This window comes from Flavobacterium sedimenticola (assembly GCF_030053345.1).
Lineage (GTDB): Bacteria > Bacteroidota > Bacteroidia > Flavobacteriales > Flavobacteriaceae > Flavobacterium > Flavobacterium sedimenticola.
The window spans coordinates 196,362-209,784 of the sequence record NZ_JASGBP010000001.1 but is presented as its reverse complement, the minus strand read 5'-3'; the positions used below and the strand labels follow the sequence as shown (position 1 = coordinate 209,784).

At 39.9% G+C, this 13,423-nt stretch carries 11 protein-coding genes; 1 reads left to right on the top strand and 10 read right to left on the bottom strand.

Annotated elements, in window-relative coordinates; translation table 11 throughout:
* The first annotated feature begins 44 nt into the window (after nucleotides 1-44).
* Nucleotides 45-512, top strand: coding sequence for a CYTH domain-containing protein (locus QHT84_RS00835; RefSeq protein WP_283237639.1), 468 nt, complete (start codon nucleotides 45-47; stop codon nucleotides 510-512).
* Here the strand turns inward: QHT84_RS00835 and QHT84_RS14145 are convergent.
* The 10 genes from QHT84_RS14145 to QHT84_RS00785 all read right to left on the bottom strand — a co-directional run bounded on the left by QHT84_RS14145 (nucleotide 499) and on the right by QHT84_RS00785 (nucleotide 13,414).
* A complete protein-coding gene (locus tag QHT84_RS14145; protein WP_321169562.1) occupies nucleotides 499-1,068 on the bottom strand; it encodes a septal ring lytic transglycosylase RlpA family protein in 570 nt (189 codons plus the stop codon). The genes QHT84_RS00835 and QHT84_RS14145 overlap by 14 nt on opposite strands.
* Nucleotides 1,069-1,147: 79 nt before the next feature.
* Nucleotides 1,148-1,576, bottom strand: coding sequence for a hypothetical protein (locus QHT84_RS00825; protein ID WP_283237638.1), 429 nt, complete (start codon nucleotides 1,574-1,576; stop codon nucleotides 1,148-1,150).
* Between the two features lie 82 nt (nucleotides 1,577-1,658).
* A complete protein-coding gene (gene pgi, locus QHT84_RS00820; protein ID WP_283237637.1) occupies nucleotides 1,659-3,314 on the bottom strand; it encodes a glucose-6-phosphate isomerase in 1,656 nt (551 codons plus the stop codon).
* Between the two features lie 96 nt (nucleotides 3,315-3,410).
* A complete protein-coding gene (locus QHT84_RS00815; protein WP_283237636.1) occupies nucleotides 3,411-4,652 on the bottom strand; it encodes a M23 family metallopeptidase in 1,242 nt (413 codons plus the stop codon).
* A gap of 6 nt (nucleotides 4,653-4,658) precedes the next feature.
* Nucleotides 4,659-5,594, bottom strand: a complete 936-nt coding sequence (locus QHT84_RS00810; RefSeq protein ID WP_283237635.1) for a tryptophan 2,3-dioxygenase family protein — start codon at nucleotides 5,592-5,594, stop codon at nucleotides 4,659-4,661.
* The gene (locus tag QHT84_RS00805; RefSeq protein ID WP_283237634.1) at nucleotides 5,594-6,370 is read right to left on the bottom strand and encodes a DUF3108 domain-containing protein; all 777 of its coding nucleotides are present in this window, start codon (nucleotides 6,368-6,370) and stop codon (nucleotides 5,594-5,596) included. The genes QHT84_RS00810 and QHT84_RS00805 overlap by 1 nt, the downstream gene beginning before the upstream one ends.
* Before the next feature lie 289 nt (nucleotides 6,371-6,659).
* Nucleotides 6,660-7,820, bottom strand: coding sequence for a 4-hydroxyphenylpyruvate dioxygenase (hppD, locus tag QHT84_RS00800; protein ID WP_283237633.1), 1,161 nt, complete (start codon nucleotides 7,818-7,820; stop codon nucleotides 6,660-6,662).
* Between the two features lie 137 nt (nucleotides 7,821-7,957).
* Nucleotides 7,958-9,115, bottom strand: coding sequence for a homogentisate 1,2-dioxygenase (locus QHT84_RS00795; protein WP_283237632.1), 1,158 nt, complete (start codon nucleotides 9,113-9,115; stop codon nucleotides 7,958-7,960).
* 366 nt (nucleotides 9,116-9,481) lie between these two features.
* Nucleotides 9,482-11,119: an amino acid permease gene (locus QHT84_RS00790; RefSeq protein WP_283237631.1), complete on the bottom strand. Its 1,638-nt coding sequence runs from the start codon at nucleotides 11,117-11,119 to the stop codon at nucleotides 9,482-9,484.
* Nucleotides 11,120-11,200: 81 nt separating this feature from the next.
* Nucleotides 11,201-13,414, bottom strand: a complete 2,214-nt coding sequence (locus QHT84_RS00785) for a patatin-like phospholipase family protein (RefSeq protein ID WP_283237630.1) — start codon at nucleotides 13,412-13,414, stop codon at nucleotides 11,201-11,203.
* Between the last annotated feature and the right edge of the window lie 9 nt (nucleotides 13,415-13,423).

The following is a 13,423-nucleotide window of genomic DNA, read 5'->3' as shown; positions in this document are numbered from 1 at the left end:
AAAATGATATATTTAGTACCTTGCTTTTACAATATGTAAGAGCCATGGTTGAAATAGAGCGCAAATTTTTAGTCCTTTCCGACGATTTTATCCGGGAAGCTTTTTCCCAAAAAAGAATCGTGCAGGCCTATCTTAATTCTGATCCCGAAAGAACGGTAAGAGTAAGAATCAAGGGCGATAAAGGCTATATCACTATCAAAGGCAAAAGCCACAACAACGGCACTACGCGGTTAGAGTGGGAGAGAGAAATCAGCCTGGCCGAAGCCGAAGCACTCTTAACCATTTGTGAAAGCGGTACCATTGATAAAATTCGCTATGAAATAAACGTAGCACAACACCTTTTTGAGGTAGACGTTTTTAGCGGAGACAACCAAGGTTTAGTGATAGCTGAAATTGAACTCCAATCGGAAGACGAGACGTTTGTGAAACCGCAGTGGTTGGGACAAGAAGTAACCCAAGACAAAAGGTATTACAACGCGTACCTGAGTAAAAAACCGTTTAAGGATTGGTAGCCGGTTTTTCGATAATTTCTAATTTGACGATTACAGAGCCCGAATTTTTATTGGAAGCAATCTCCATAAACGCTTTGCGGGTTAAATCTATTTCACGCACTTTGGAGAATGGCCCGCGATCGGTTATTTCCACAATGACCGATTTTCCGTTGGCTTCATTGGTCACCTTAACAATCGTGCCGAAAGGTAATTTTTTGTGAGCTGCCGTATATTTGGTGTTGTCAAATCGCTTGCCGCTTGCGGTTCTTCTGCCGTTAAACTTATTGTGATAATACGAAGCGTGCGCATTTTTCTTGTAAAATTTAAACTTGGCATTAGGGTCAATTTGCAAAGAGTCGCCGGGCAAAGCCGCCTTGACTTCCTTTGTTTTTAAAGTGTCCGGTTTGGTTGCGGCTACCGTTTTGGTTTTGTCTTTTGCATCTTCTGTAACGGCGGCTGTTTTTTCTTTACTTTTCTCTTTGTTCTTTTCTTTTTGCTGCGGTTTTTCAGCGGCTGTAGACAGCCTTGAAAAAACGGTAATCAAAGAAAAAAAGAGTATGATTATTTTGGTATTCATCGTATGCTTTTTAGTTTGTGAATGGGTTTTTACAAAAACCGTACCCGGATAAAAAAAGTCCTTTTCAGGACTTTAGGTGTTATTTGGCAAACCACAAACTCCAAGGAATCCGGCTTAAAATTAGCAGTAAGCCTAATCCGTAGAAAATGGCAATCGACTTAAATTTAGCCGTACCGTTGTCTGCTTTTTTGTGTTTAGACCAACCTATCGTGATTAATACAATTGCAATAATATTAATCAGCGGATGTTCCAAAGAAGTTAATCGGGCGGCAGCATCTTTCATTTCACCCAGCAAGGCGTGCCCAAGCGGAGATACAAAATAAAGAAATAAACCGACCAATAATTGTATGTGTGCTCCGATTAATCCAAACAAAGCAATTTTTCGGTCTTTGGCGGTAAATTCTTTTTTAGAGGACATTCCCATAAACGAATTAATTACGGCGAAAACCAATAATAATAAAGCTAAATAAGCCCAGCCTGAGTGGAATTTTTGAATGAAGTCGTACATAGTTTTTGTTTTTAGAAAAACAAATATAACGAAAAGGCATAAAAAAACCTCACGAATAGGTGAGGTTTTAGGTTCTGTTTAACTATTTGTTTTTTAAAAAGTACTTCAGTAAGAATTCGGTAGAATTGTCATGCTCTTTCACAGTTCCCGAATGAATTTCGTCTAAGATGGAGTTGGCCAACTGTTTCCCCAATTCAACACCCCATTGGTCGTAACTGAAGATATTCCAGATAATACCTTGCACAAATATTTTGTGCTCGTATAGGGCAATCAAGGCACCTAGAGTTTCCGGGGTTAATTTTTCTATTAAAATGGTGTTAGTTGGTTTGTTTCCGGCAAACACTTTAAACTGCAAAAGAAAGTCGGCTTTCGCTCCGGTAATATTTTGTTTGTCGAACTCCGCCTTTACTTGTGCTTCGGTTTTACCGTTGAGTAAGGCTTCGGTTTGGGCAAAAAAGTTCGACATCAGTTTGTCATGATGATCCTGATTGCCGTGTAAAGGTTTTATAAATCCGATAAAATCGGTTGGTATTAATTTGGTTCCTTGGTGAATTAATTGAAAGAAAGCGTGTTGCGAATTGGTTCCCGGTTCACCCCAAATGATGGTTCCGGTTTGGTAATTCACCGGTTTTCCGTCGCGTCCGACGCTTTTCCCGTTACTTTCCATAATGCCTTGTTGTAAATACGGCGCTAATTTTTGCAGGTATTGGGTATACGGAATCAGAGCTTCGCTTTCGGCGCCGAAAAAATTATTGTACCAAATGCTCAACAAAGCCAATACCACCGGGATGTTTTGTTCGAATGATGTGGTTCGGAAATGCTTGTCCATGTGGTGCGCGCCTTGGAGTAAGGCATCAAAATGATCGAACCCAACCGCTAAGCTAATGGATAATCCAACAGCACTCCACAATGAAAAACGACCGCCAACCCAATCCCACATCGGGAAAATATTCTGGGCATCGATGCCGAATTCGGTTACTTTTTGAATATTAGTGGAAACGGCCACAAAGTGTTTGGCGACATCTTCGGACTTTGCTGTGCCGAATTCTTGTGATAAAAACCAACTTCTGATAGTCTCGGCATTAGAGAGTGTTTCTTGGGTGGTAAATGTTTTAGAAACAATGACAAAAAGAGTCGTTTCGGGGTTTAATTTTTTGATAACTTCATTGACATGGTCGCCATCAACGTTGGAAACAAAGTGAACATTCAAATGGTTTTTGTAAAATTGTAGAGCATCTGCCACCATAGCCGGACCTAAGTCGGAGCCGCCAATACCGATATTCACGACATCAGTAAAAGCTTTACCGGTGTAGCCTTTTCTTTTACCTGATATAATGTCGTTAGAGAAATTTTTGATTTTATTTTTTACGTCAAACACTTCGGGCATTACATTTTTGCCGTCCACAACAACCGAACTGTTTTCCGGTGCGCGCAGTGCTGTGTGTAATACCGCCCTGTTTTCGGTTTGGTTGATCGCTTCACCTTCAAAATACTGTTGAATGGCATTTTCCAATTGCACTTCTTTGGCTAGTGCTACCAACAAATCCATCGTTTCCTGTGTCAGGATATTTTTAGAATAATCGACTAAAAAATCATTCCATTGGATATGAAATTTTGAAGCTCTTTCAGGGTCTTGGGCAAACATTTCCTGCATGGAAACATTTTTGAGTTGTGTATAATGAAGTTGAAGCTTATTCCAAGCTGCTGTAGCGGTAGGATTAGTTATGGGTAAAGCCATTTTTTTGCGTTTTAAACGCAAATTTACAAAGTTTGATTGGGAAATTACGATTGTGTTTTTTACGCTAACGTTGTAGTTAGAAAATATTTATCAAAATTAATTTCTAAACTTGGCTGCGGCGGTACTGTCTAAAACTTTTTTCAGTGGTGTAATAGTTTCCATGAATTTTTGCTTGTACTTCGAATCCATGGGTGTTGAGGTAGGAAGCTTTAGTTTGAGCGCATCTACTTGTACTCCATTTTTCCAAAAACGATAGCAAACATGTGGACCAGTAGCCAAACCGGTACTGCCCACTTTGCCGATGACCTGTCCTTGTGTCACGCGCTGGCCGCGTTTTACCAAAATTTTCGACATATGAAGGTATTGGGTCGAATAGGTCCTGTCGTGTTTTACTTTTACAAAATTTCCGTTTCCTGTGGTATATCCGGCTTGTTCTACTACACCGGCTGCAGTAGACATAATAGGCGTTCCGGTTGGTGCCGCATAATCAGTTCCGTTGTGCGCCTTCCATCTTTTTTGCACCGGATGGAATCTGTTTTTGGAATATCTGGAAGTGATGTTGATGAATTTCAACGGTGCCTTTAAAAAGAAGTTTTTGAGTGTTTTCCCTTCTTCATCATAATATTCCAGCTTTTTGGCATTGTCGTTTGGAGAAAACGGAAAAGCATATATTTTTTTGCCTTTGTATTCAAAAAAAGCCGCTTTTAAACTATCAACACCATCATAAATAGTGTCGTTGATATAACGTTCTGTAAAGGTAAGTCCGAATTTGTCTCCCTTTTGCAACTTAAAAAAGTCGATGGACCAAGCATAGATTTTGGCAATTTTAGAAGCCAAAGCCGGATCTACTTTTTCGTTAGACAGGGTTTCCGATAAAGAGCCGTTTAAAGCACCGGCAATGGTACGGGTTTTAAAAGTCAACGGTCGTGTTTTTTTATGGGCCGTAATTGAATCTCTGAAATCAATCACATAGTAATTGACTTTATCGGGTTGGTAAATGAAATACTGAATTTTATTGGTTTTGTCCTTACTTCTCAGAATAGTATACGGTTTTCCTTTTCGAATGCTTCGCACATCAAATGTATCTTTTACTTGGGCGACAACATCGTATACCTGATGACCGTTCAGGTTTTGCTTTTGGATGATACTTCCAAACGTATCACCCGACTGTATGGTGTCGTTGATAATATTGAAATCGTGCAGGTTAAAGCCGAAATCCACCAATTTAGGACGGGGTTTAATGGCAATCGTTGTTAGGTCTTCTTTTTTATCACAGGAAATGACAAAAGAAGTCAACAATAATAACACTATTATTTTGGGGAAGCATTTTGACATCATCAGAAACTATAAACCTTCGCCCCAGTTTTTTAACTCTTCCTCACTCCATAACTCCGGGAAAAAGATACGGCGTTGGTATTTAGGATGCATGTATTTTTTCCAATCGCTTCCGCCGGTGGCTTCTCCGGAACCTTGACCGCTTTCGATATATTTTTTAGCGGCATTGAGATGACCCATTACCCATGTAATATTTACGGTGTAATCGTAATGGCGCATGGCTTTGACTAATTCCGGATTTTTTTGGTCTTCTGATGGAAGCTGTTTGAATTTTTGCCAAATGTTAATGGTGTTGTACTCTTCCATGTAGCGAAGAAACTCCTCACGGTATTTTCTCTCGAATTCCAAAATGAGGTATGATTTTTCACCGGTATGGTAATCTTTTCCGGCGGCTTGCCAGTACAAGTGTTCAAACGCATGAGAATATGGAGTATTACGGTCTATGGTTGCTCGGAAACGATAATCAATCAAGTTGATTAGGTCGGTCGATGAAAATTCGATTAAACGGTATTGCGCGCTTTGGAAACCGCTGGCTGGAGTTAGTGTATTTCGGAATTTCATGTATTGTTCCACTTCCATACCATCACCCATAATGTCAAATGATGTGGTCAACATGTCAAAGTAGCGACTGATTCTTCGGAGTTTTTCTGTAAAAAAAGGAGTTTCCGGTTTTTCGGTATGACACAACTGTTTGATTTCCCAGAGAATCATTTTGAATAATAATTCATTGACCTGATGGTACATGATGAACACCATTTCGTCAGGCAAAACAGTTCTTTGGGTTTGCAGGTTTAATAAGGCATCCGTTTGAATATAGTCCCAGTAGGTCATGGGTTTGGCCCAAAGTAAACCTTCCAAATGGGTTTCGGTTTTTTGGTTTATGGCTTCAAATTTATTTTCTAACTCGGTTAAAAGGGTGTTGTAGTTTGTTGTTTTGTTGTTCATTATTTTTTTAATTTAACCATAAAAGGATTTTTTAATCCTTTGAAACCGTCTAAATCGGCTTTAATGGAGCCAACGGCTAAACTGGCTTTAATTCGTAAAGGGATTTTATTTTCGTCGTCTGAAATCCAAACGGTTAAGCTTTCTTCTTCTTTGAAAACCCTGCCGGATTGCACTAAAGGTCTGAAAATCATGGTTGGCGCTGTTCCAAATTTAGTTTTTAATTCTTCTTTGCCTATGAATTTTAACTTAAACTTAAAAATTTCATCGTCAAAAAACATATCCACCACTATAGACTCTCCGACTTTCAATTTGTCGATGTTGGGATGATTTCTCAAAAAATAAAAAGTTGAGAGTACATCTTGCACATTCTCGGTGACATTATAGGTTTTTTCGGTATTGCTTTTGTAATTTTTAACCAAGACTTTATTGGTTCCCTGGTTGAAAAAACCTTCCTGATTTTTGGTATAACCACCTTCTTCAATTTTTCGGACAAACTGATACGGTTTGTTGGTGATTTTGTCAAAATAACTCTCGTAATTGTCATCTACTTTGAAAAAAAAGCGAGACATGCCTACAGTATATCCTTTGCCTATAGCGTGATATACTTTTTTGTTTTCTCTGACCGCTTCTTTTATTTCGAGCGTGGCGTAACCGGCATTGACAAATCCGTAATGAATTCTAAACTTGAACCATTCGCCCACGTCATAAGCCTCCGGTTTTTGAGTATCGAAACTTACAGTTATAAAAAGTAAAAACAGAAATACAAATTTTTTCATGTTGCCATTAATTTATACTGCAAGTACAATTTTTGTTCCAAAAGTATTAAAACAAAAAAACCCAGTCAAATTAATGACTGAGTTTTTATGCTATTAACCAACCAAAAAACTATAAATTATGAAAATTTATCCAAAAAAACTGAGGAAACCACTCCTCGATTTTTGATGGTGCAAAGATAGGTCAACCGGTTGCATTATTGCAAGCAAAAAACCAACTTTAACATTAAATTAATAAAATATAGCCTTTTTAAAGGTTTGTTTTTAAATTATTTTTAACAAAAGTGAAATTTTACAGCGTTCCTCGCAACATTTGCTCTCTTTCAATAGATTCAAATAACGCTTTAAAATTCCCGGCACCGAATCCGCGAGCTCCCATTCTCTGAATGATTTCGAAGAATAATGTTGGTCGGTCTTCTACCGGGCGGGTAAAGATTTGCAATAAATACCCTTCATCGTCGGCGTCGATCATGATGCCTAATTTTTGAAGTTCGTTGATGTCTTCTTTAAATTTAGTCATATGATCTTTTAATCGTTCCGGAATGGCATCGTAATAGGCTTGCGGTGGCGTGGTTAAAAATTCGATACCACGGGCACGCATTTCGGCAACGGTTTTGATGATGTCATCGGTGGCAACTGCAATGTGTTGTACTCCGGCACCCTCGTAGAAATCGAGGTATTCTTCAATTTGAGATTTTTTCTTGCCTTCGGCCGGTTCGTTGATAGGGAATTTGATACGACCATTACCGTTGCTCATTACTTTACTCATCAGAGCCGAGTATTCGGTAGTAATTTGCTTGTCGTCGAACGATAAGAAATTGACAAAACCCATCACTTCTTCGTACCACTTTACCCAAACGTTCATTTCGTTCCAACCCACGTTGCCCACCATATGGTCTACATATTTTAAGCCAACCGGAGTTGGGTTGTAGTCGGATTTCCATTCTTGGTAACCCGGCATAAAGATACCGTTGTAATTTTTGCGTTCTACAAACATGTGAACGGTTTCCCCATAGGTGTAAATTCCGGCACGGACTACTTCGCCGTGTTCGTCTTTTTCAACGGTCGGTTCCATATACACTTTGGCACCGCGTTTGGTGGTTTCTGCAAAGGCAGCACGAGCATCTTCTACCCAAAGGGCAATAACTTTAACGCCGTCGCCGTGTTTTTTGACGTGTTCGCCTATCGGCGAATCACTTTTCAAGGCGGTTGTCAACACTAAACGGATTTTATCTTGCTTTAGTACATACGAAGCGCGATCTTTTACACCGGTTTCTAAGCCGGCATAAGCCAAGGATTGAAACCCGAAAGCAGTTTTATAAAAGTGAGCGGCTTGTTTGGCGTTGCCTACGTAAAACTCTACGTAATCGGTTCCTAATAACGGCAGGAAATCTTGCGCGCCTTCAAATATTTTTTCCAGTCCGTATTCAACGGATTTTATTTCTTGTGACATAAATAGTATTTTTTAAAAAAGTTGTGTTCTAGATTCGTTTTTATAGCCCCGATTGCAGCGGCATCCTGCCAATGCCATTGGCAGATACAGCGGAAAGCGGGATTAGCTCCTTATTTCGGCTGCGTTTAGGATGACCTTTATTCTAACCAGGATTGATAATAGGTGTCATCGGCAATTTTCATGGCTTCTTCGGTCACCATCAGCGGTTTGAACGTATCGACCATTACCGCCAATTCCTGGGTGTCTTTTTTGCCAATGCTTCGTTCTACGGCTCCGGGATGCGGACCATGCGGAATACCGGCCGGATGCAAGGAAATATGACCAGCTTCGATATCGTTGCGACTCATAAAGTCACCGTCAACATAGTACAACACTTCATCGGAATCGATGTTGCTGTGGTTGTACGGAGCCGGAATCGCTTCGGGATGGTAATCGTATAAACGCGGCACAAACGAGCACACCACGAAAGCATCGGTTTCGAAAGTTTGGTGTACCGGTGGCGGTTGGTGGATTCTTCCGGTCAGCGGTTCGAAGTCGTGGATGGAAAACGCATACGGATAGTTATACCCGTCGTAACCGACCACATCGAACGGATGTGTGGCGTAAATCATATCGAAAATCTCATCTTTCTTTTTGACTTTGATGAGGAATTCTCCTTTTTCGTCGTAGGTTTCCAATTCGTGCGGGCGACGGATATCGCGTTCGCAGAACGGTGAATGCTCTAACAATTGGCCGAACCAGTTGCGATAGCGTTTTGGTGTGTAAATAGGGCGATGTGATTCGACGATGAACAAACGGTTGTCTTCGGTATCAAAATCGATTTTGTAAATAATACCACGTGGCACAATCAAGTAATCCCCGTATTTGAAATCGATGTTACCCAACATGGTTCTTAATTTTCCCGATCCTTTGTGGATGAAAATCATTTCGTCGGAATCGGTGTTTTTATAGAAATAATCAGCGGTTGATTTTTTAGGGGCTGCCAATACGATATGACAATCGGAGTTGGTTAACACAATTTTGCGGCTTTCGAGGAAATCATTTTCCGGATTGACCTGAAATCCGCGCAGGCGATACGATTGAATGTTGTTACTTTTCGCAATTTTTGGGGCTACACTGTATTGTTTACGAATTTCTTTGACTTGTGTAGGACGGTGTTCGTGGTAGGAGTTGGTCGACATGCCGTCGAAACCGATAGTGCCGAACAACTGCTCATAATACAAATCGCCGTTGGGTTTGCGAAAGATGATGTGTCTTTTGGGAGGGATATTCCCTAATTTATGATATAATGGCATGATTGTAATGGTTTAATTAAACAATGTTAAAATGTAGCAATGGAGGTATTGTTACATTGCATAATTGATACATTACCTTAACTCACTCAGGATTTCTCTTGATGAGGAATTTTAAAAGAATCGGTAAATCGGTCCAAGCCAAAGGCATCATTGTTATCTGTCTTTTAGATTTTTCCCTACTATAATTCCCATTCCGAATGCGGCTATGATGGCCAATAATAGTATCATGTTTTGATTTTTTGCTATACAAATATCGTAATTATATAAATTCGGCAACTGATAATTATCAAATTTTTAAAAAACCAAAAAGGATTAAAGCAGTTGGAAAGCGGCCTTAATCCTTTTTGGTACATATGCAGTAGTGTGTTATTCAGATTTTTTTAAACTCAGCGTATAAATGATGGCATGCAATACAGAGAACGCGATAGAGAAGTAGAACAAGAAAGTATCGTCTACTTCCGGATTGGCATGGTGCACGAAAGCCACAATAACCAAGGCCACCACCATTCCTAATCCCGATAGGGAAACCACTTTGTAACTTTTGTTATCAAAGGATCCTTTGTTCAAAACACTGTTTTTCATCCCATAATACAAATAAATGTCAAATCCGATCATCATCCATACGATAAGACGAATCCAGGTGTCGAGTGGTAGGAACACCATCATAAACAAACAAACGCCAACGCCTAAAAGCGGTACTAATGGCACTAAAGGGGTTCTAAAAGCTCTTGGCGCCTCAGGCATTTTGTTTCTCATGACCAATACGCCCAAGCATACCAAAATAAAGGCAAATAGCGTACCGATACTAGTCATTTCGCCTACTACTCTTGCCGGAACAAAGGCAGCGAATAAGCTCACGATTAACATGAACAACATATTGTTTTTGGCCGGAGTTCTGTATTTTGGGTGTACTTCCGAAAAAACTTTAGGCATCAAACCGTCTTTACTCATCGAGAAGAAAACACGGCTTTGTCCCATTAACATAACTAAAATTACGGAGGCATAACCCGCCAAAATAGCCAAAATAATCGCTTTATTCAACCAAGGATAAGCAGGAGTAATCATACCCGACGCATCAGCAGCTCCCATGTTATCAATAGCAATGGCTACCGGCGCAATACCGTCGGCACCGGCAAAAGCAGTGTAGTTCACCACCCCGGTCATTACGTGGGCAAACAAAATATAGAGAACCGTACAAATTCCGAGGGATAATAAAATACCTATCGGCATGTCTCTTTTAGGGTTTTTCGCTTCTTGAGCTGCGGTGGATACGGCATCAAAACCAATGTAGGCAAAGAAAACGATGGCGGCAGCTCTGATAATTCCGCTAAATCCAAATTCGCCGAAAGCTCCTTTGTTTTCGGGGATATAAGGGGTGAAGTTTTCGGGTTTGATGTATTGCCATCCCAAAACGATAAAGACCAATACTACCGTTACCTTCAACATTACGATTAATCCGTTTACAAAGGCAGATTCTTTGGTGCCGCGCATCAGAATTAAGGACATAACCATAACGATTAAAACCGCGGGAATATTGATTAAACCGCCTTCAAACGGAGAATGGGTGAATTGGTCGCTGAGATGTATGCCATACCCGTCCAGAAATTTGGTGAGATACCGGGACCAACTGATGGAGACCGTGGCTGCTCCTACGGCATATTCGAGTACCAAATCCCAGCCGATAATCCAAGCGATAAATTCGCCCATCGTTGCAAAGGAATAGGTGTATGCACTACCGGCAACAGGAATCATAGAGGAGAATTCTGCATAACACAATCCGGCAAAAACACAACCTAAAGCAGCCACAACAAAAGAAATAGTGATAGCAGGTCCTGCGTTTTGTGCGGCGGCCATTCCGGTGATAGAGAATAATCCTGCGCCAATAATTGCACCGATACCTAAGGCGGTTAAGCCGGAAGCAGTTAAGGTTTTCTTCAATCCTTTTTCAGATTCATCAGCTTCTGATAAAAGTTGGGTTAAGGGTTTTCTTTTCCAAATCGACATAAATAGTTTGTTTAGTTAAAAGTTTTCAAATATAGTTTTTTAAGTTACAAATGCAGCAAAATATTTTCAATCGTTTACAGGCTAAAACCAGAAGCCTACACTGATGTAGGTAAATCCTTTGGTAAGCTCAGGGGACCAAGAGTATTTTACTTCGATTGGGCCGATAATTGATTCGAGGGAATAACCCAAAGCATAGCCATTGTAGGTTGGTTTCGAAAGCCAATTACCGGTTCGAAACAATCCTTCTTCGGCGTTAGCAAAATTGGCAGCAAAATTCAAATGATTTTTTTTATAAAATTCGTAATCCACCGTAAAACAAGACTTGATGTAGCTGTTAGCGGCTATACTTAAGAAGTCGTAACCATAAAAAGGTTTGAAATTATTGATAGCATTAAAACCGTAACCACCCAAAACGAAGTTGAAGAAATCGACACTTTCATTACCAATAGAAAAACCGGCCTCAGATTGTATTTTGAAGGTAACTTTCTTGTAGAATGTTTTTACAATGCCGAATTCGCCTTTGGCAATGGAAAAGCGCTGGAATTCATTGGTGTAGTCCGAGGAGTATAAATACGACTGGATATCACCCGAGAAAAACCATCCTTTTTTTGGGAAAAGTTTATTGTCGAAAGAATCGTATTTCATGTATCCAAAAATACTGGCATACGAACTCTTTTCAAAAGTCGGGTTGATGTCGCCTAAATTTTCGGAACGAATCTTTAGGTATTTCCATTCCACACCGGCACCGATTAAAAATTTTTGGATAAAAACGGTCTGTAAATAGGCTTGATTGGTCAAATCGGCAAAGTCAACATTAATGCTGTTTAGCCCTAGTTGATTTAAAATTTCACCGTTCCGGAAATCTGTGGCAACATTGCGATTAAATTGGTTGTATCTCGATTTGATACCAAAACTCCAATAAAAACCATTGTCGATATAATAATCCAAATTGTATCGGATGTTGTCCCCCAGACCGATGTCTAATGAAACCACATCGTTTTTAAACAATGATTTTTTTTGAGTGATGTTGGTTAAAAGCGCACTTTTGTATAAACCATCATAATGCAAGCCGAATTTGAGAAAGGTTTTATTTTCGTTTTCGGTTAAATTCAGTTTCAATTCATCGGCATTTTGATAGGGTTCGATAGTGTAACTAATACGACTGAAGTTTTGCGTAGCATTGATATTGTTGATGCCTGTTTTCAAATCATCATAACTGATTTTTTTGCCGCTTTTGAAACGTAGTTTACCCAAAATATATGCTCGGGTATAATTTTCCATACGGTTCATGCTGATGCTTTTAATCAATAAAGAATCTGTAACAGTCGAATGATTTTGGAGTTTGTAAGTACCATTGGGACTGGCTAATTTTCGGATTACGTCTAATTGTTGTAAGGCCGCTTCTTCCCCTTTTTTTATGATTTCTCTTCCTTCATCAAAAGAAATGACGCCGTACTTACTGATGTCGGGTTTGATGTAGATATCGGTGATTTTTTTCATTTCCTCCATACGTTTAATCATGTCCAAATTGGTAATCTGGACTAATATCCGGGTGGCATCTTTGAGGGCGTCTCTGTCTTTTAAATCATCCTGAACATCAACTCCAATGATAATATCGGCACCCATTTTACGCACTTCCTCGGCAGGATAATTATTCACAACACCACCGTCAATTAAAACACGACCGTCAATTTCAACCGGTGAAAAAAGAGAAGGAAAGGCAGAACTGGCTAACATGGCCTGCGCTAAATAACCTTCTTTGAGTAAAACACAGTCGCCGGTTTCGATGTCGGTAGCCACACAAATAAAAGGAATGGGAAGCTCATTAAAGTTTCTCACGTGCCTTACCCTGTGGGTGAGTTTAGACAGCAGGTTGTAGTTGTACATGCCTTTGGAAAGTGCGATGGGAATTCCGATTTTGAATTTGTGAAAAGGAAGCGAAATTGCATACATTTCGTCGTTTCGTTTTTCATAAAAACTTTTGGAAGAACGCGGAATGTAATCTTGTAGCAATTCGTCGAAATCGGTATTGTAAAAAATGGAGTCGATTTGAGTAGCGCTGTAACCCGAGGCATATAAGCCGCCAACTACAGCACCCATACTGGTACCGCCGATGTAGTCAATTTTAACGCCGGCTTCTTCTAATACTTTTAATACCCCGATGTGCGCAAATCCTTTGGCACCGCCGCCACTGAGCACCAAACCGATTTTGGGTCTTTTTTTACTGATGGTATCCTGAGCAATACCCGATTGCAGCACCAAAACGCCAACAAGAACCAACAGTATTTTTTTCATAGATTAAAA